This is a genomic window from Pseudovibrio sp. W64 (assembly GCF_001623145.1).
GTDB lineage: Bacteria > Pseudomonadota > Alphaproteobacteria > Rhizobiales > Stappiaceae > Pseudovibrio.
Map to the genome: position 1 here is coordinate 133,082 of NZ_LMCI01000008.1, position 17,700 is coordinate 150,781.

The 17,700-nt window shown below is 53.0% G+C and carries 19 protein-coding genes; 10 read left to right on the forward strand and 9 right to left on the reverse strand.

Annotation, left to right across the window (positions count from 1 at the left end; genetic code table 11):
• Positions 1–4 precede the first annotated feature (4 nt).
• Complete coding sequence (locus PsW64_RS04970) at positions 5–799, reverse strand: alpha/beta fold hydrolase (RefSeq protein ID WP_208980579.1); 795 nt, start codon at positions 797–799, stop codon at positions 5–7.
• Positions 800–991: 192 nt separating this feature from the next.
• Between PsW64_RS04970 and PsW64_RS04975 the strand changes: the two genes are divergently transcribed.
• From PsW64_RS04975 to PsW64_RS04985, 3 genes are all read left to right on the forward strand, one after another.
• Positions 992–1,306 carry an ArsR/SmtB family transcription factor gene (locus PsW64_RS04975; protein ID WP_063302898.1) on the forward strand — a complete coding sequence of 105 codons (315 nt, stop codon included), beginning with the start codon at positions 992–994 and terminating at the stop codon, positions 1,304–1,306.
• A 133-nt stretch (positions 1,307–1,439) separates the two neighbouring features.
• A complete protein-coding gene (locus PsW64_RS04980) occupies positions 1,440–2,642 on the forward strand; it encodes an MFS transporter (protein WP_063302899.1) in 1,203 nt (400 codons plus the stop codon).
• A 158-nt stretch (positions 2,643–2,800) separates the two neighbouring features.
• Positions 2,801–3,865 (forward strand): YeiH family protein, encoded by a 1,065-nt coding sequence (locus PsW64_RS04985; protein WP_063302900.1) that lies wholly within the window; start codon positions 2,801–2,803, stop codon positions 3,863–3,865.
• On the opposite strand, the gene PsW64_RS04990 is transcribed toward PsW64_RS04985, so the two are convergent.
• Positions 3,849–4,295: a hypothetical protein gene (locus tag PsW64_RS04990; protein ID WP_063302901.1), complete on the reverse strand. Its 447-nt coding sequence runs from the start codon at positions 4,293–4,295 to the stop codon at positions 3,849–3,851. The genes PsW64_RS04985 and PsW64_RS04990 overlap by 17 nt on opposite strands.
• Before the next feature lie 260 nt (positions 4,296–4,555).
• Here PsW64_RS04990 and PsW64_RS05000 point away from each other — a divergent pair, with 260 nt between their 5' ends.
• From PsW64_RS05000 to PsW64_RS05020, 6 genes are all read left to right on the forward strand, one after another.
• On the forward strand, positions 4,556–5,665 hold the full coding sequence (locus PsW64_RS05000; RefSeq protein ID WP_057461388.1) for an S-(hydroxymethyl)glutathione dehydrogenase/class III alcohol dehydrogenase: 1,110 nt from the start codon (positions 4,556–4,558) through the stop codon (positions 5,663–5,665).
• 129 nt (positions 5,666–5,794) lie between these two features.
• Positions 5,795–6,631 (forward strand): S-formylglutathione hydrolase, encoded by an 837-nt coding sequence (fghA, locus tag PsW64_RS05005; protein ID WP_063302902.1) that lies wholly within the window; start codon positions 5,795–5,797, stop codon positions 6,629–6,631.
• A gap of 116 nt (positions 6,632–6,747) precedes the next feature.
• Positions 6,748–7,038, forward strand: a complete 291-nt coding sequence (locus PsW64_RS05010) for an SCP2 sterol-binding domain-containing protein (protein ID WP_057461386.1) — start codon at positions 6,748–6,750, stop codon at positions 7,036–7,038.
• 270 nt (positions 7,039–7,308) lie between these two features.
• The gene (locus tag PsW64_RS05015; protein WP_063302903.1) at positions 7,309–8,163 is read left to right on the forward strand and encodes a class I SAM-dependent DNA methyltransferase; all 855 of its coding nucleotides are present in this window, start codon (positions 7,309–7,311) and stop codon (positions 8,161–8,163) included.
• 252 nt (positions 8,164–8,415) lie between these two features.
• Positions 8,416–8,574: a hypothetical protein gene (locus PsW64_RS27540; RefSeq protein ID WP_193757749.1), complete on the forward strand. Its 159-nt coding sequence runs from the start codon at positions 8,416–8,418 to the stop codon at positions 8,572–8,574.
• Complete coding sequence (locus PsW64_RS05020; protein WP_063302904.1) at positions 8,575–9,216, forward strand: LysE family translocator; 642 nt, start codon at positions 8,575–8,577, stop codon at positions 9,214–9,216.
• 32 nt (positions 9,217–9,248) lie between these two features.
• Here the strand turns inward: PsW64_RS05020 and PsW64_RS05025 are convergent, their stop codons facing one another.
• From PsW64_RS05025 to PsW64_RS05055, 7 genes are all read right to left on the reverse strand, one after another.
• Entirely contained in the window at positions 9,249–10,283 is a 1,035-nt protein-coding gene (locus PsW64_RS05025) for an agmatine deiminase family protein (protein WP_063302905.1), read from the reverse strand.
• 148 nt (positions 10,284–10,431) lie between these two features.
• Complete coding sequence (locus PsW64_RS05030) at positions 10,432–12,141, reverse strand: methyl-accepting chemotaxis protein (RefSeq protein ID WP_063302906.1); 1,710 nt, start codon at positions 12,139–12,141, stop codon at positions 10,432–10,434.
• Positions 12,142–12,423: 282 nt separating this feature from the next.
• Positions 12,424–12,930, reverse strand: coding sequence for an SRPBCC family protein (locus PsW64_RS05035; RefSeq protein ID WP_063302907.1), 507 nt, complete (start codon positions 12,928–12,930; stop codon positions 12,424–12,426).
• 13 nt (positions 12,931–12,943) lie between these two features.
• Positions 12,944–13,297, reverse strand: coding sequence for an ArsR/SmtB family transcription factor (locus PsW64_RS05040; protein WP_057461380.1), 354 nt, complete (start codon positions 13,295–13,297; stop codon positions 12,944–12,946).
• Between the two features lie 125 nt (positions 13,298–13,422).
• Positions 13,423–14,253 (reverse strand): pyrroline-5-carboxylate reductase, encoded by an 831-nt coding sequence (gene proC / locus PsW64_RS05045; RefSeq protein ID WP_063301290.1) that lies wholly within the window; start codon positions 14,251–14,253, stop codon positions 13,423–13,425.
• A gap of 3 nt (positions 14,254–14,256) precedes the next feature.
• The gene (locus PsW64_RS05050) at positions 14,257–15,018 is read right to left on the reverse strand and encodes an aspartate/glutamate racemase family protein (protein ID WP_057461379.1); all 762 of its coding nucleotides are present in this window, start codon (positions 15,016–15,018) and stop codon (positions 14,257–14,259) included.
• Positions 15,019–15,103: 85 nt separating this feature from the next.
• Positions 15,104–15,802: a GntR family transcriptional regulator gene (locus PsW64_RS05055; RefSeq protein WP_063303110.1), complete on the reverse strand. Its 699-nt coding sequence runs from the start codon at positions 15,800–15,802 to the stop codon at positions 15,104–15,106.
• Positions 15,803–16,008: 206 nt separating this feature from the next.
• On the opposite strand from PsW64_RS05055, the gene PsW64_RS05060 reads away from it, so the two are divergent.
• Positions 16,009–17,700, forward strand: a complete 1,692-nt coding sequence (locus tag PsW64_RS05060; protein WP_063302908.1) for a thiamine pyrophosphate-binding protein — start codon at positions 16,009–16,011, stop codon at positions 17,698–17,700.

Consider the following 17,700-nt stretch of genomic DNA (forward strand, 5'->3'; position numbering starts at 1 on the left):
GCAATTACCGTAGTTGTTCCACCATGCGTGTGACGGCGTTGATCACATAGTGCGGCTTGTCTTTCATCACGTTATGTCCGCTGCCTTTGGCGAACAGGCTGCTGCGGTTTGGGGAGGCCGCGACGAAATTTGCGTGGGCCTTGCGCATTTGGCTGACGATCCTCTCGTCCTGTACCCATGACGTTTCCGCGAGGATGTCGATGACAGCCAGATGCTCAGGAATGCTCACCGTGCGCATCCGTTTCGCTGTGGTTGGGTAGGCTTTCACCACGGGAATGATTGCTTTTGCCAGTTCAGGTGCTGCTTTTTTGAGTGCCTCGAAGCGCGGTGTGTACTCTGCAAGGACGTAATTGACCAGCTGCTGGCTCATATCCGTCGGGATGCCTGCATCTACAAAAACAAGGCCTTTCACCTGCTCCCTATCCTCGGCCAGTAGGCTTGCGATATATCCACCATAGGAGTGGGCAACGAGGATTACAGGGCCGCTTACACCGTGTGCCGTCAATGCTGCTTGCAAATCTTCAGCTTCGCCTTCAATGGTGTACGGCCCTTCCCATAGCGGGCTGTTGCCTAAGCCTGCGCGGTCATAGACGACTGTTTGGATACCATGTTCACGCAGGACTGGTTCAATGTCTTTCCAAACCGAGGCATCATTTCCATTCCCACTGATGAAGATGATGGTTGGGCTACCCTCCCCTTTAGCTTCCAGCCATAACGGAGCCGACAAAGCTGCGGTTGAGAAGAGAGCTGCGAGGAAACAGCAGAAGACGTAGGATAGAAATCGACGGAGTATCAGCACAACACAACTTTCATGACTGGAAAATCTTAGAGCAATACGTCAATAACATCTCATTTTCCGGGTGGTTTCAATGGTGTTGTGAAGGCTTGATGCAAGGAGAACGCTTGCTCTTCTCAAACGCGGATCCTTGAATATAGTTGATAAGCTATATTGCAATGTTGCTATATAGCTTGCTGCCTATATGTTATTTACATGAGCTTGATTGAAATCCTTAAAACTCTCGCCAATGAGAACAGGTTGACCATTTTGGAGTGGCTTCAGGACCCTGAGGCGCATTTTCCGCCGCAGAAGCATGGCGACCTGATTGAGCATGGGGTTTGTTTGGGAGCAATCGCTCGAAAACTCGGCATTTCTCAGCCCACTGCGACCAATCATATGAAGGTGCTGGTGAATGCCGGATTGGTGACGCCCACACGCAACAGCAACTGGGTGTATTTTCGCCTGAACAAGGAGGCTGTTTCTCTTTTCCTTGATGACCTTCAAAACAAGGTCGCCACACAAAAATAACTCGCCGACGCAACCTGCAAGCTGATCTTCTAAGGCTGATGGCCTTACCCCACCTTCCCTGATCTTCAGCGGATTGCTCTTGTGCCGCGAGCCCTACTATTCGTTCCTCATCCAATTATGACTGGAATACAGAGTGAAAAGCTCCGTTTTTGTGTTCTTTGGCTCCATGTTTGGTTCTCGTTTAGGAGACCAACTGCTGCTTTTCGTCGTTCCTCTTGTTGTCTTCCAAACCACTGGCAGTGTGTCGCTTTCCGGCCTTGCCTTTGCGGCTGAAACGCTGCCACGCATTCTGTGCTTTCCCGTCTGCGGAATTCTGGCAGACCGTTTTTCTCCCGTCACATTGATCCGCATTTCTCAGGCAGGCCGCTCACTGGTCTGTGCCCTTGGCCTTGTTGGCCAATATTTTATGCCCCATGTGGGCTGGATTGTTGCCATTGCGGCCCTCTCAGGCGTGCTTACCACGCAAGGGTTCATGGCTCGCGAAGTGATGTTACCGCAAATCTTCAAAGACGTGACCTTCACTAAAGTGCAGTCCTACGCGCAGAGTGTTGACCAGATTTGCATCGTGTTGGGGCCGGTTATTGCCGCGGCTCTGTTCAACGTGTTCGGCTGGGAAATTGTCGTGGTCATGTCAGGTGCGCTGTTTGTCAGCGCTGATGCGCTTATTTCTATCTGGCGCCGCCTCAGTGATGTGGAGTTGAAAGAGGCCAAGCCGTTGGACGGGCACTGGAGCAAGCCATTCCGCATTGCGCTCAACCATCTGTTTTACCTGCCGGGATTGAAGCGCATTGTGGCGCTCACAGCTCTGGTCAATCTGGTCTTCGGTGTCACACTGGCAACCTCCGCCAGTATGGTCACTGGTCTTTATGAGCAGTCCGAGGAGTTCTACGCGCTGCTGCAATCCGTTGGGGCGATTGCCACCTTCGCGGTTTTGCTGGTTACAGGTGCGAGCCGCCTGAAGCTGACCCACATCGGCATCATCTCATACAGCGGGTTGGTTGTTGGTGGTGTGATCACAGGGTTCACGAGCAACTACTGGATTTACCTGTTGGGGTACTGCGTGATCCTTGGCTTTGACAGCATGTTTAACGTCTACATCCGCAGTGCACGGCAGAAGATCATTCCGCCGGAAGATTACGGTAAGACGGTTGGTGTGATCATCCTGTTCAACAACTTCACTCTGCCACTCTCCGGCTTGTTTGTTGGTCTGGTTACTTCCGTTGAATATACGGGATGGCTGGTGCTTGCCCTCACAGCATTCATTGCGTGTACGGGATTGGCACTCAGCCTTGTTGGTGGTGTTGCGCAGCCCGCAGAGGCCAGCGAGACACAATAGACCCGAGCCACATAATCGCGCCACACCCCTGAATTGCCAGGGGGGGTGGCGGTTTCTTTGGCTGGCGTAACCACTTCACCATGCAGCATCCTTATGATGTCTGAAGTGCTTCTTAACAGAGGCACTGGGGACCAAAGGCACTTGCAAGGGTGAGTTTCATGCCAGCCGACTCCAGCCTGCCAGATCAACCGGAAAGCTCTGGCCCGTTCTTCCCCAAGTGGATGAAAGAGGGCCGTGAGATCATACCCGGCCTTATCATTGCAACGGTGATCGCCATTGCTGCGCGTTATATCTCCGAGCATCAGGGCGGGCCGGTGATGCTTTACGCCCTGCTCATTGGTATGGCTGTGCATTCTATTTATGAGGATGGAAACTGTCAGGCAGGCCTGAGTTTTGCGGCTAAAAAGGTGTTGCGACTGGGCGTGATCCTGCTTGGCCTGCGCGTCTCCTTTGCACAGATCCTTGCGCTCGGTTGGCAAACACTGGCTCTGGTGATCCTCTCGGTGCTGGCCATGCTGTTTGTTGGCCTTGTGGTGGCTCGGTTACTGGGTCGTTCCGCCAGTTTTGGATTGCTGACCGGAGGCGCTGTTGGCATTTGCGGAGCATCTGCAGCGCTGGCAATTTCCTCGGTATTGCCAAACTCAAAGGAAAACGAGCAAAACACGCTGTTCACAGTCATTGCCGTAACAGCCCTCTCAACCCTCGCGATGATCCTTTACCCCAGTATCGGACAGATGTTCGGCCTCTCTGATGTGCAGCTCGGCATCTTCTTTGGTGCGACCATTCATGATGTGGCGCAGGTGGTGGGTGCTGGGTTTGCGGTGTCAGACAGCGCAGGTGAGATCGGCACCGTGGTCAAGCTGATGCGGGTGATGATGTTGCTGCCGGTGATTTTCATCATCTCTGTGTGGTCCGCCAAGTGGTTGCACACCAAAAGCAACGCCGCAACAACTGCTCTGCAGACCAAAGCCCCTGTCCCTTATTTCGCCTTCGGGTTCGCAGCACTGGTCGTGGTGAACTCACTGGGCTGGATACCTGAGACACCGCGACTGATCCTCGTGGATGCCTCCACCTGGTGCCTCGTCATCGCGATCTCGGCACTCGGCGTCATGACCACCTTGAAAACCCTCGTCAGCCTCGGCCATCAACACCTGTTTGTTATCGTAGCGGAAACACTACTGCTGCTTGGCGGTATCGTTCTGGCGATCAAGTATCTGCTTTAGAGCGTTTTGGAATGCGCTGCCAATAGACGAACGCGTAACCTATTGTGCAGGCAATACCCATGAAGATGAGGAAACCTTCGAGGATTGTAACTGACGGCGTTGCGATGACGGGCATGAGCAAAATGGCTGTGCTCGTGCCAGCCAAATAGCTGATTAGGGTGGCGCCAACGGGGAGTCTGAGCCGTGTTCTTCTGAGGAAGAGGTGAAAGACAATGGCCGCTGGTATGGCGGGGCCAACGATGAATGGGATGATCGTTGTGAGCGGGATCCTGTCTTGCAGGATATACAAGATCACAAAGCCGATTGGTGGGAAGATTGCAAGCAGGTAGAAGGTGAGACAGGCCGTGATACCTGCGAGTGTCAGCGCGAAGAGATAAGCCGGATAGGCCTGCAAAAACTCGAGAATCTTGCTCTTTGTCATGCCACTCATATTTTTCTCCTGAAGACAACAAAGCAATGATTGAATTGCGCAATGACGTCCACTCTGTGCACTCAAATATGTTGTTTGTTACTAACTTTAGTCTCTACGCAAAACTCCTGAATTCGCTGATGCAATTCGTGGTTCTGCGCGTTATAAGTTACTGGTGCAAGTTTAGGGGTGACACGCGGGAGGTGTGCGCCGCTTTAATCAATTTTGGGGAGGTCCCGCCACATCCGGCGGGTCTATAACAAGACGTATAGGTTCACAATATGGATACACGCGCCGCTGTTGCTTATAAAGCCGGAGCCCCTCTTTCCATCGAGACAGTTCAGCTGGACGGCCCGAAGCCTTTTGAGGTTCTGGTTGAAATCATGGCAACAGGTATCTGTCACACAGACGCCTTCACCCTGTCCGGAGATGACCCGGAAGGTCTGTTCCCGGCCATTTTAGGCCACGAAGGCGCAGGCATTGTGCGTGAAGTGGGCAAAGGCGTTACCTCGCTGAAGCCGGGCGATCATGTGATCCCGCTTTACACACCGGAATGCCGCGAGTGTGAGTACTGCCTTAACCCGAAGACCAACCTGTGTCAGTCCATCCGCTCCACACAGGGCGCAGGCGTAATGCCAGACGGGTCCAGCCGCTTCTCCATCAATGGTGAAAAAATTCACCACTACATGGGCACCAGCACCTTCTCCAACTTCACCGTTCTGCCTGAGATTTCTCTGGCGAAGATCCGCAAGGACGCACCGTTTGATAAGGTTTGCTACATCGGTTGTGGTGTGACCACAGGTGTTGGCGCCGTGATCAACACAGCAAAGGCTGAGCCAGGCTGTAAGGCTATTGTGTTTGGTCTTGGCGGTATTGGTCTTAACGTTGTGCAGGGCCTGCGTCTGATCGGTGCTGACCAGATTGTTGGTGTTGACCTCAACCCAGGCAAAAAGGCGCTTGCAGAGCAGTACGGCATGACTGACTTCGTCAACCCGAAGGAAGTTGAAGGCGATCTGGTTCCTTACCTTGTTGACCTGACAGGCGGCGGTGCGGATTACACCTTTGAGTGTATTGGCCACCCAACCACCATGCGTCAGGCGCTTGAGTGCAGCCACAAAGGCTGGGGCGAAAGCATCATCATCGGTGTTGCTGGCGCAGGTCAGGAAATCTCCACCCGTCCATTCCAGCTGGTGACTGGTCGTTCCTGGAGAGGCACTGCCTTCGGTGGCGCGCGTGGTCGTACGGATGTGCCGAAGATCGTGGACTGGTACATGGATGGCAAGATCGACATTGACCACATGATCACCCACACCATGCCGCTGGATGAGATCAACACTGCGTTTGATCTGATGCATGAAGGCAAGTCCATCCGTTCGGTTGTGACGTTCTAAGCCATACTCTGGGTTTTCGTATTGATAAGGTCTAAGCGGACATCTGCTCTGCTTAGGCCTTCATTTTAATGCGTATTCTTATCCGAAAACCGGAACCGCTTTTCGGAAGTACGCTGTGAGAGAGCTATTATGATTGAGCTGATCCAAAGCTGGCGCTGTTTTGATGGCGAGCAGCGCGTTTATCGCCACAATAGTAAAGCCACCGGTACGCCAATGGAATTTGCGGTGTTTCTACCGCGCCGTGCGCTGAATGGCGAAGAGTGTCCAACCCTGATGTTCCTCTCCGGTCTGACCTGTACCTGGGAAAACATGGTCTCTAAAGCAGGCAGCCAGCGTGCAGCCGCAGAGATGGGCATGATCATCGTTGCACCGGATACGTCTCCACGTGGTGACGATGTGGCGGATGATGAAGGCTGGGATATGGGCAAAAGCGCGGGCTTTTACCTGAACGCCACGCAGGAGCCATGGGCCAGGCATTACCGCATGGAAGAGTACATCACACAGGAGCTGCCGGAGATCTTGGAGGAACACTTCCCGATCGATCTGAGCGCTCTGGGCCTGACGGGGCACTCCATGGGTGGTCATGGCGCGTTGACTCTTGCGTTGAAGAACCCGGGCCTGTTCAAGAGCGTGTCTGCATTCGCGCCAATTGTGAACCCAATCAACTGCCCGTGGGGTGAGAAAGCCTTCTCAGGTTACCTCGGTGAAGATCGCTCCACATGGGCAAATTATGATGCCTGTGAGCTGGTCAAGTCTCGCGGCTGGAAAGGCCGCATCCTGATCGATCAGGGCTCTGCCGATGGGTTCCTGGAAGAGCAACTGAAGCCTTGGGTCTTTGAAAAGGTTTGCCGTGACGAAGGCGTTGACCTGACTCTGCGCATGCATGGTGGCTACGATCACAGCTACTATTGCATTGCCTCCTTTATGCAAGACCATATCGCCTGGCACTATGACGAATTGGTTTAGCGGTTAACCTATACTAGACCATTGAGGCGCTTGTAGTTTGCAGGCAATAAGGTTAGGTAGCTGCAACAATTGGGAGGGTCCTGCCCTCCCTGAACAGAAAATAGCCAGAGGAACAGATGTCCGAATTCATCCAGAAGATCGTAACCGGGATCAACGGCAAACTTGATGGCGTCGATATGTCAAAATCGATTGCGCTCAACATCAAGGATGAGGGCTTCATCATCGTCGACGAGAACGGCGCGCGCGCAGAAGAAGCAGAGGCTGATTGCACAATCTCTTGCTCTGCGAAGACCTTCAAAGGCTTGGTGGATGGTTCCGTCAACCCGATGACAGCTGTGATGATGGGCAAGATCAAAATCGGCGGCGACAAGATGGTCGCCATGAGCCTTGGCAAAATCCTCGGCTAAGCAAATATAGCGTCAGTCCGCGGTACTGTGGACTGACGCCTTCCACCTCAACGCGAATACATTCCCGCCTCCTCAAGGCTCTTAGAGCCTCTTCAAATTCCATTTTAAAATTGCGATATGGCCAAGTTTCCTCGTGAGATCAAGAGCATGAAACTTTAGCAGCCAATCGCGCACTGATTACAGTTTTCGAAAGATCAACTGGACTGTGCGGATAGGTAATTAAGTGTTTTATGGCTCACTGCGCTCTAATTAAACCAGAGAGCTGTAGTCATGAAAAACGGTATTGACGACGAAAATCAGTTTGATCCGGTTGCAGATATTCTTTCCAGTTTTTTTGAGCTCAACAACGCTTTAGACTTGGAAGCTGCAGGCAAGTATGACGAAGCAGCAGAGGCTTTTGAGCACATTCTGCGCAATGATCCAGATGATAGTGTTGGTGCTTCACTTCATCTGGCAGCTATTGGCAAAGGTAATGTACCCAGCTGCATGCCCGAGGCACATGTGCTGATGTTGTTTGGCCAAATGTCTGAGACCTATGACAAAAGGCTGCTGGACGGCCTGAAGTACGCCCTCCCCGAAAAAGTTAAGGAGAGAATGGCTGCGCTTGAGGTTGGGCCTTTCAAGCGAATGCTGGACCTTGGGTGTGGAACAGGACTTTGCTGTGAGGTGCTCAAGGATCAGGTCACTCACAAAATCGGTTTAGACCTTTCTGCGGAGATGCTTGAGAAAGCAAGAGAGAAAGAGATTTATGATGTCTTGCATGAAGGCGAGATCACTCAGTTTCTGAAGCAAAGCCGCCATGAGCCCTGGGACCTTGTGATCTCTACAGATGTCATTCCATACAATGGGACTTTGGATGAGATGTTTTTAAATATCGCCCGAAACATGGCTCCCGGTGGTATTTTCCTCTTTTCAACGGAGACCCAGCCGGAAGAGGCGTTTGGCGGCCAGCCTTATCTCATGGGAAAATATTGTCGCTATGCCCACTCGCAGGATTACCTTCAGAACCTGCTGAAGCAGAACAATCTCGAACTCCTTGATCGCACTGAAATGGTCCTACGTTTGGAACAAGGACATCCAATCGCCGGTCAGCTGGTGATTGCAAAGAAAAAAGACCCGGAATAGCCGCGAAAACTCTTTAGCAGTGAACAGTAGTGCGGAAACCAAAGAGTATTATTCAGGCAAGAGTAGATAAGGATACTCTAAGCCTCCCTTCCGCTGTTCTATGAAGGCTTGAAAAAAGGCCGTCTCCAAGCCATGCTCGACGCAGGAGACATGGATGCTGCTCAGATTTCGACATTACAAGATTTAGTAGATGACACCCTGATTATTGAGGGTGAACATGAATAGTGTCTTTCCATTTTGGGAGAAGTATTCATGGGCCATATTGTCAGACACCTGAAAAAGGAAGAAGGCCAGAAAGTTATTGATGACTACATCCATGAAGGTTTTAAAATTGGAGAGGCGATTCAAACAGGTGTGATCAGTCACGACAACACCGCGAACAATCGCCAGAATGTTATTGAAAGAATTTAAATGAGTGCAGACCAACTCATCTTGTATTGCATAGCTATTTTCTCTGTGTCGATTATCCCCGGCCCCAGCATGGCGCTTGCGTTTGCTGAGGGCGCCCGGGGAGGCGTGAACAGGGTTGTTCCGCTCGCACTGGGGAATGTCACCGCCTCTTTAGGGCAAGCGTTAATTGCCTTTTTCGCCTTCCGCTCCGTGGTGTCGCTGGAGCCTCGGGTTCTGCTCACAGTGCAGGCGGTTGGAGCGCTGTATATCGCCTATATCGGCTACATCTTTATTCGCCACGGCAGCAGCTTTCGGTTGGATACTGCGGGACCGGAAAAACAGCTTTCCAAAGCGACAGAGGGATTTCAGACTGGTTTTCTGATTGCCTTTTTCAACCCAAAAGCGATCCTGTTTTTTGTGGCGCTGTTTCCGCAGTTCGTTAACAGCGAAATTGTAGCAAGCGTTGGTGCGTTGAGCTCTGTTTTTCTGCCGATCGGCCTGATCGCGCTCATCTGCTTTCTGGCCTACGGGTTTCTGGGACAGCTGTCCCTTCAGGTCTTTGATGAAAGCAAGGTGTTCAACTGGATTGTGCCAGGGTTAGGTGGCTTTTTGCTGCTAACAGCGACACTGGGCCTTCTGGATGCAATCAACCAGATTTTCTGAGTGCAGCAGAGCAGTGCCCCGTGTGGGCTGACCTAGTCTCTCAGAACTGCCTGCGCTGCTTTGCCTTTCAGCTGAAGGGTGAGGCAACGCACTGAGCCGCCCAGCTTACAAACCTTGTTGGCTGGTACCGGAATAACCGTCTTGCTGGTGTTGACTTGGATGGTCTCTAAGACATCATCGCTGTTCTGGTCGCCAAAATGCGGCATGTAGATGAATTGGCCGGTCATCGTCGCGTTGACGTTTACCCCGCAGGCGCTGGACAGATCCTCCTCATCCCACATGGCGTCCACTTCAACAATCTTGATGCCAGGAAAAGATGCCTCCAGTTCCTCGGTGATCTCGGTCCTCATGGGGGCGTCATAGCGGTTGAGGATGATGGTGTTGTCTTCCGCAAACATCGCCATGCCATCGCTGTGGGCCATCACCTCTTCATCTGGAGGCAAGATCGCGACTTCCTTAGCGTTCAGCAGCTCCTTCAAAACTGCCTTGCCGTCTTCATAGGACAGGTCATTGTCTTCCAGAAAGCGCGTTGTGGTGATCACGCGGCCTGCGTGGTTATCAACGATGTTGCCGCCATCCAACAGGTAGTCGGTTTGAGCAAATGTCAGCCCCTTTGCATTGGCAAAGGCGTTGAAGCCGCCCTGCATTTCATCTGCGACCGCCTGATCACCTTCAAAGGTGACAGGGGTATAGCGGAACTGAACCGGTTTGCCTGGGTTGATGACGGTGTAGTCCCGCGCCCAAATATGCGGGAGATAGTCATTGATAAGGACCTCGTCCGGCACCTTGCCTTTGAAGTAAGACCGAGTCTGTGCATCCACAACGATCCGGACCTCGTCGTTGCCATAAACAGCATTTGCGTAGGCGATGTCGAAATCCACGATATCCTGAAACAGCGCTGCATACTCGGGATCATCGTAGGTATCAGCAATGGATGGCGCAGCAATGAGGATCAGGTCCTGATCAGACGCTAAGGCCGCTGTGAAATGACCGCTCGTCAGTGATAAGCTCACGCTCGCAAGCAACGTACAGGCCATTAGCTGGAGTTTCGATTTGAGGTTTTTCATGTGTACTCCAGCTGGTCTGTCAGTGCCTCACTTGTAAAAACAGGTGAGTGAACGGGCGATGATCATTTCGTTTGAATGTAAAAGGCCCTGCATCACCAATGGAATGCAGGGCCTCTTCAAGTCATTTCGCTCCTAAGAGGCATAGTGTTCAGGCGGCGCGAATATCATCCATAAAGGAGTTGATGGTTTTGCGCAGGAGCGCAGCGTTGGATGCAACTGCCTGCGATGCGTCAAGCACCTGAGAGGCGGCTTCCTGCGTTTCCGTCACTTTCACAGACACTTCGCTCACGTTGTGTGCTGCGCTGCGGGTGCCCTGCGCTGCCATCTGAACGTTCTCACTGATCTCCATCGTCGCGGATCCCTGCTGTTCAACAGCATTGGCGATGGAAGTGGCGTGTTTGTTCACTTCGCTCATTGTGTCGCTGATGCCAACAATGGCTTCCACGGTCTCCTTGGAAGAGTTCTGGATGCCTGAGATCTGTGCTGAGATTTCCTCGGTTGCCTTGGAGGTCTGGGTTGCCAGCTCCTTCACCTCGGAGGCCACAACTGCAAAGCCTTTGCCCATCTCACCAGCACGTGCTGCTTCAATGGTTGCGTTGAGCGCCAGCAAGTTGGTCTGCTCTGCAATATCGCGGATGAGGTTGACGACTTCGCCGATCTTTTGCGCAGCACAGTCAAGCGCCTGAACCTTCTGGCTGCTTTCTTCTGCTCCACTGGTTGCGGCGCCCACCACACGGTTGGTCTCACCCAACTGGCGGCTGATCTCTTCAATGGAGGCGCTCAGCTCTTCAGCCGCGGTCGCAACCGTCTGCACATTGGCAGAGGCTTCTTCGGAGGCATCACGAGCGGTGTTGGAACGTAAAGCAGAATCCTCTGCAATGCCGGTCAGGCGGGTGGCAGTGTGTTCCATTTCCGCAGAACGCTGATCCACACTCTGCAGTGCTTGCGTGACTTCGGCACCAAACTGGCTCAACAGGTTCTCGATGCGGCTCTGACGTTCTTCGCGGGCGCCGGATTCCTCATCGCTTTGCTCTTGCAGGCGAATACGCTCTACGTTGTTCTGGCGCAGAACTTCGATCGCTTGCGCCATCTCACCAATCTCATCGGTGCGAGTGGAATACGCAATCTTGATGTCCATCTTGTTTTCGGACAAATCACGCAGGGCCTTCGTCATCACAGGAATCGGCTTCAGCATGAACTTGAAGCCGAAGTAGGCCATCAGAACAAGAACAAGCCCCAGTCCAAGTGCGGCGTAAAGCAGGTTCCAGGTGACGTTATCAACCTGCGCTTCAATGTGGGATTTTTCAACGCCTACATAAAGAATACCAATCACGCGATTGTTGCTGTCAAAGATTGGTTGGTACAGGGTGTAATAGGCCATGCCGAGGATGTCGGCTTCACCGCGGAAGGTCTTGCCGGACTTGATAATTGGATAAACACTGCCAGTCTTGCCGAGTGGTGTATCGACGGCGCGTTCGCCCTTCTTGTTTTTGATGTTGGTGGTTTTGCGCCAGTAATCCTGGGTCGCGTCATCCCACACAAAAACAGTTGCGGTCTCGCCAGTCAGATGCCCAATCTGGTCAACAAGATCGTTTCCTGAAAAGCTCAGAGGATCATTTGTGATGATTTTGGCAACATTAGAATTGTGATCCAGCTTCACGGTTGCTGATGGGAGTTCCTGCTGGAACTGTGCAGCCGCGATGCGAAGATTGATATTGTGACGTTTGTCCACCTCATCGCTCAGCGTACCCCAGAGTAACAGGTCTGCGGCCAGCACAAGAACACCGATTGTTACGACAATGGCAAATGAAACGGTTGAAGCTATTTTGGTGGTCAGGTTAATTCCCGAAAAGTGCATAAGTGCCCCGTTGCTATTCTTATTTTCCGCTGCGGGTATTTTCTGAGAATACCACTGTTAGTTTTAGGGGTATGGTGCACTTACTAATAACAAATTAAATTTTGAACTATTCCGCTCGGTAATATGCAAAAATATAATGAGAGCAAATACTTATATTATTTCCGATAGGGTACATTTCTGCGCATAAGCTGTTGCCTGAGGGGGAGAATGCGACAATCCGCGCAAGAAAAAACCCCGCCTCCAAGGGAGAGGTCGGGGCTGAGGAGAGGTCTCCACTACAACTTACGTCGCCAAACTTGCCTGAAGCTCGGCGAGCAGTTCTTCCAGTAGGCCCATACCGGCATTCCAGCCTTGGTTCATGCCGCCGATGGCTGCCTCGAAGCAGGCTATCTCGGCCTCTGTGGCGTCATGGGGAACCCATGTGAGGCGCATTTTGGTCTGGTCGCCGTCTTGCTCGAAGGTGACGGTGGTCAGCAAAACACGAGGCCAGTCCTGCATCATCGGGCTGGCAATCACATTCCAGTCAGCGTCAGACGTTGCGTGCAGCCATACCAGTTTTGAAGGTTTTGAGACCTCTGTATATTCAACGCGTTGGAAGTTGGAATTGTCTCCCCACTTCATCTCATGCAGCCAAAGGCCGCCTTGTTTGACATCCAGCTGGTGGACGATGCTTTCCACGTTGGGACCGTACCAGCGCGAAATAAGATCCGGCTCGGTCCATGTACGCCAAACCAGCTCGCGCGGGGCGTTAAAGGTGCGTTCCAGTACATAGGTTGGTAGTTCACTCATTCCAATTCCCTCCTCAACTCTCGGATTTCTTCAATTCCTCCAGAAGATCATCCAGCTGATCGAAGCTGGATGACCAGAACTTGCTAAACTCTTCCAGCCATTTTACCGCCTCACGCATGGGCTCAGCTTTGAGCCGTGCCGGGCGACGTTGCTTGTCTATGGCGCGTTCAACCAACCCTGCCCGTTCCAGAACCTTCAGATGCTTTGAGACGGCAGGCTGGCTCATGCAAAATGGCTCAGCCAGCTCGTTGACCGATGCGTCTCCATTGGCGAGCCGGGTCAGGATTGCACGGCGCGTAGGATCGGCCAGTGCTGCAAACACGGCATCAAGGTTTTCTGGTTGGGGTGTCTGGTTCACCTGTTGCATAACCGTATGGTTATATAATAATTGAAATTGGTCAAGCCCAAAGTCTTGAGAGTGTGTCAGAGCAAAAGAAAACCCCGCCGTCCTGATGGAAAGCGGGGTTTCATATCTCGTGATAACGCAGGAGACTAGGCCAGCTCTTCACTGCGTTTTTTGGCAGCTGCAACAGCGCGGGAAAGGAGTGGCGGCATACCGTCCTCTTCGTTCATAAGCACATCGAGCGCCGCGGCTGTGGTGCCATTTGGAGATGTCACATTGATGCGCAGCTGGGTAGGGTCGTCGCTGGCATCTTCTGCCAGCTGTCCTGCTCCGCCAACGGTGGCTTTAGCCAGCTGCATCGCCAGTTCTTCCGGCAGCCCTTGCTCTGCGCCTGCTTTGGCGAGGCACTCGATCAGGTGGAACACATAGGCAGGTCCAGAGCCGGAGACTGCCGTCACAGCATCCATCTGACTTTCGTTTTCCAGCACAACGGTCTGCCCGACAGCGGCGAGCAGTTCCTGTGCCATAGCCAGATTGCTTTCCGAGCAATGGCTGTTTGGAATGAGTGCGGTAATGCCGCGTCCAATAGCTGCCGGTGTGTTTGGCATGGCGCGGATGATCGGACTGCCCTCACCTACCAGAGAAAGAAGTGTGGTCAGGTTTGTGCCTGCTGCAACGGAAATGAAAACGGTGCTGCCACCGCCTAGCGCGACGACCTGAGGGGTTGCATCCCCCATCATCTGTGGCTTCACAGCCAGAATGCACACTGCGGGAGCTTCCGGCAGTTGCCTGTTCAGGCTTAGGCCGTGATCTTCCAGCGACCGCAACCAGTCAGATGGATAAGGATCAATCACAGTTGTGCTGGAAGGCAAAACGCCTGCTTCCAGCCAGCCCTTCAGCATGGCTGAGCCCATCTTTCCGCAGCCAAGCAAAACGAGGCCGTTTGTGTTTATCTGTTCAATCTGACTAGGCTTCGACATCGATTAATTTCCGTAAGTCGCTAAATTCAAACGCGGGTCATCCAGTTCCAGCGGGAACTTACGCGGAACCAGACCGGATTGGAACCAGTTCACGAAGGTGTAGATGGAATAGACGGGCAATCCGGTGAGTTTGCGGATGTCGTTGGCATAGGGCACCATATTGGTGCACTCCAGCACGATCGCACCAATGCCTTCGTTTTTGGTCACCAATTCTGCGGCAGCGTCCAACAGATCCAGACGGGCATCTTCAAAGTTGATGGCGTCATAGTCATCCAGCACTTCGCGGGTGAAGTTGCGCAGACCATCTGTGCCCACAATCACCGTATCTTCGGGTGCGCCTGCTGCTTTCAGGTGCTCCTTGGTCAATGTTTCTTTGGAAATGGTGATGACGCCGACGCGCTTGTTCTTCGGCAGAAGCTGCTGCACGCTTGGGATCTGCATCAAGGAAGATGTTGCGACGGGTACGCCAAGCGCTTCCTTCACCTCGTCCTGAATGAGAGCCAGAAAACCGCAGTTGGTGGTGATGCCGTCACAGCCGGTCCGCACCAGATCGCGGCCAGCTTCAACAAACAGGTCCACCAGCTCACGTGGATCATTGCGCACCACCTTGTTTGGGGTCGCACCGCGGACCACGCGATAATGCACTGGAAACGGCCATGTCTGGGCATTGCCGATGTCGCCGTAAATACGCGGGAACTTGGTTTCCAGCATGAGAATGCCGACTGAGGCACCAAATACGGTCTTGCCTCCATACTCAACGGACATAATTCAAAACCTCTTCTATAAAATTGGGGGGCAAAGCAGGTTAAGTGTTGGGGACCTGCGACCTGCTTTGCTTTTGGTACTCGCGTTAATCTGCTGGAACGTAGAGCTGCGAATAGGCGATGCGCACCGCCTCTGTTGCTTCATCGCGGCGTCGTTCAATATGGTGACGCATAGTGGAAACGGCTTTGTCTTCATCCCGGTTGATCAGGGCGGTCAACACCACACGGTGGGCCGAAAGCTGGGCTTCCTCCTGCGTAGAAACAGGTGTCTTGCCGCGTAGGTATTTCAAGTCGACAAGACGGATGTAACGCACGCGGTCATTCAGGTTTTCCAGAATGCGGACCAGCTCGTTGCTTTGAGACAGGGCGGCGATGCGCATGTGATAGGCCTCATCCATGCTCAAAAGCTCCATCGGGTCGTCGCTGCTGTCGTAGTCCGGCTCCGTGGATTTCAGGAACCCCATAAGATCCTGAAGGTCTTCCTCGCTGGCCCGGCGACAAACAAGGCGGACAATCTCCGTTTCAATGGCGACACGCGCTTCATACAGATCAAGAATAAGTTTCGGGCTCAAAGGGCGGCAAAAGAAGCCGCGGCCACTCTGGAATGTGAGGAAGCCTTCTGCCACGAGACGATTCAATGCCTCGCGCAAGGGTGTGCGGCTTGCGCCCAACTCTGTGGATAATGCGCTCTCGTTGATACGGGCATCCGGCTTAAATTCAAAATCGGCCGCCATTTTCCGTAGTTTTTCGTAGATGCGGTCCACGTTGCTATCAGCTTTTGTCATTCCAAAATCGCTCTCAATCCTGCCGTTGCAGGCCCCAAAAATCGGCTCAGCACTTACCATGTCATAGGTGAACTGTACATTCCATTTGACCTGCGCTCAATATTGAATATTGTGCTGTATACAATTTTGAGTGCAATCGATTCTGCATTCTTCGGGTTTAGTAAATTGCCTGCTTAACGGGTGGGACGGGTCTGATAGGTGACACTGTGACGAATAAGATGAATGGTGCAGAAGCCATGGTAAAAATGCTGGAGGCGCAGGGCGTCCAGCACATTTTCGGTCTTTGCGGCGATACAACACTGCCGTTTTATGACGCGATGTATAAGCTTGATCACAAGATGACCCACGTTTTGACCCGTGATGAGCGCTGCGCCACTTACATGGCCGATGCGTATTCACGAGTGACCGGACGTCCGGGTGTGTGTGAGGGGCCGTCTGGTGGTGGCGCGACCTACATTTTGCCGGGTCTGATCGAAGCCTCTGAAAGCTCTTATGCTGTGCTTGGCATTACGACAGACATTTCTGTTGGGTCCTACGGCAAGTACCCATTGACTGAAGTGGATCAGGAAGCGCTGATGCGTCCGCTGACCAAGTGGAACACCGTGATCAAGCGCGCTGACCACATTCCGCGGATGGTTCGTAAAGCCTTCCGTGCCATGACAACCGGTCGCTCCGGTGCTGCTCATCTCGGCCTGCCCTACGACATTCAGTATGATGCGGTGGATGCCTCTGACATCTGGGCAGATCAGCAGCTGACGTCATATCCAGCTTACCCTCAGGCCCCTGCACCAGGTGCTGCTGAAGCTGCGGTTGATGCAATCCTTTCCGCCAAGAAACCGCTTATTGTGTGTGGCGGCGGTGTTGTGATCGCCGGTGCTATGGAAGAGCTGGAGCGTCTGGCGTCCCGTCTCGATATTCCGGTTGCAACGTCTATCTCCGGTCAGGGTTCACTGGCTGAAACCCATCCAAACTGTGTGGGTGTAGTCGGGTCCAATGGCGGAACAGACGAGACATGGGAAGCCATGGCCAATGCAGACCTTGTGGTGTTCATGGGGGCTCGTGCCGGCTCCACCACCACCTCCCGCTGGGAAGCGCCATCTGCTAAGACCCGTGTTGTTCACTTCGACAACGACCCGATGGTGATCGGTGCGAACTACGAAGTGGAAGTTGGCGTTGTTGGTGACCTCAAGCTTTCCCTTGCGCAGGTCAACGCTGTTCTGGATAAACGCGATCAGGGCGCTGACACTTTCGGCGGTGCTGCTGCTGTTGCAGACATCAAGAAACGCAAGTTTGAAATCTTCAACAAAATGGCTCAAAGCGGTGAAGCGCCAATTCGTCCTGAACGGGTGATTGACGCGATGATGAAGGTGTTGCCAGTTGATGCCACAGTGATCTCCGATCCAGGCACCTCCTGTCCGTACTTCTCTGCTTATTACCAGCTGCCGCAGTCTGGTCGTTACTTCATCACCAACCGCGCGCATGGCGCATTGGGTTACTCGCTCTCTGCAGCGCTGGGTGCATGGTATGGCCGGCCAACCAGCAAAGTGGTTGCCATGATGGGTGATGGCTCCTTCGGCTTCACTTGTGGTGAGCTGGAGACTGTGTGCCGCTCCCGTGCGCCAATCACGTACGTCGTGTTTTCCAACTCCAGCTACGGCTGGATTAAAGCGAGCCAGTATGCGGACACAGATGCGCGTTACTACAATGTAGACTTTAACCGCACTGATCAAGCCGCTGTTGCCGCTGCTTATGGTGTGAAGAGTTGGCGCGTTGAAAATCCTGATGATCTGGAGCGTGTACTCAAAGAGGCAATCGAACATGACGGCCCAACACTGATTGATGTTGTGACGCAGCCTCTTGAAGAAGCAAACGCCCCTGTACGTCGCTGGATGGGATAA

What these genes read in the sequence shown, in the direction of transcription:
- PsW64_RS04975 (WP_063302898.1), top strand. Translation starts at nt 992, where the DNA reads ATGAGCTTGATTGAAATCCTTAAAACTCTCGCCAATGAGAACAGGTTG.
- PsW64_RS04985 (WP_063302900.1), top strand. Translation starts at nt 2,801, where the DNA reads ATGCCAGCCGACTCCAGCCTGCCAGATCAACCGGAAAGCTCTGGCCCG.
- PsW64_RS04990 (WP_063302901.1), bottom strand. Translation starts at nt 4,295, where the DNA reads ATGAGTGGCATGACAAAGAGCAAGATTCTCGAGTTTTTGCAGGCCTAT.
- PsW64_RS05000 (WP_057461388.1), top strand. Translation starts at nt 4,556, where the DNA reads ATGGATACACGCGCCGCTGTTGCTTATAAAGCCGGAGCCCCTCTTTCC.
- fghA (WP_063302902.1), top strand. Translation starts at nt 5,795, where the DNA reads ATGATTGAGCTGATCCAAAGCTGGCGCTGTTTTGATGGCGAGCAGCGC.
- PsW64_RS05010 (WP_057461386.1), top strand. Translation starts at nt 6,748, where the DNA reads ATGTCCGAATTCATCCAGAAGATCGTAACCGGGATCAACGGCAAACTT.
- PsW64_RS05015 (WP_063302903.1), top strand. Translation starts at nt 7,309, where the DNA reads ATGAAAAACGGTATTGACGACGAAAATCAGTTTGATCCGGTTGCAGAT.
- PsW64_RS27540 (WP_193757749.1), top strand. Translation starts at nt 8,416, where the DNA reads ATGGGCCATATTGTCAGACACCTGAAAAAGGAAGAAGGCCAGAAAGTT.
- PsW64_RS05020 (WP_063302904.1), top strand. Translation starts at nt 8,575, where the DNA reads ATGAGTGCAGACCAACTCATCTTGTATTGCATAGCTATTTTCTCTGTG.
- PsW64_RS05025 (WP_063302905.1), bottom strand. Translation starts at nt 10,283, where the DNA reads ATGAAAAACCTCAAATCGAAACTCCAGCTAATGGCCTGTACGTTGCTT.
- PsW64_RS05030 (WP_063302906.1), bottom strand. Translation starts at nt 12,141, where the DNA reads ATGCACTTTTCGGGAATTAACCTGACCACCAAAATAGCTTCAACCGTT.
- PsW64_RS05035 (WP_063302907.1), bottom strand. Translation starts at nt 12,930, where the DNA reads ATGAGTGAACTACCAACCTATGTACTGGAACGCACCTTTAACGCCCCG.
- PsW64_RS05040 (WP_057461380.1), bottom strand. Translation starts at nt 13,297, where the DNA reads ATGCAACAGGTGAACCAGACACCCCAACCAGAAAACCTTGATGCCGTG.
- proC (WP_063301290.1), bottom strand. Translation starts at nt 14,253, where the DNA reads ATGTCGAAGCCTAGTCAGATTGAACAGATAAACACAAACGGCCTCGTT.
- PsW64_RS05050 (WP_057461379.1), bottom strand. Translation starts at nt 15,018, where the DNA reads ATGTCCGTTGAGTATGGAGGCAAGACCGTATTTGGTGCCTCAGTCGGC.
- PsW64_RS05055 (WP_063303110.1), bottom strand. Translation starts at nt 15,802, where the DNA reads ATGACAAAAGCTGATAGCAACGTGGACCGCATCTACGAAAAACTACGG.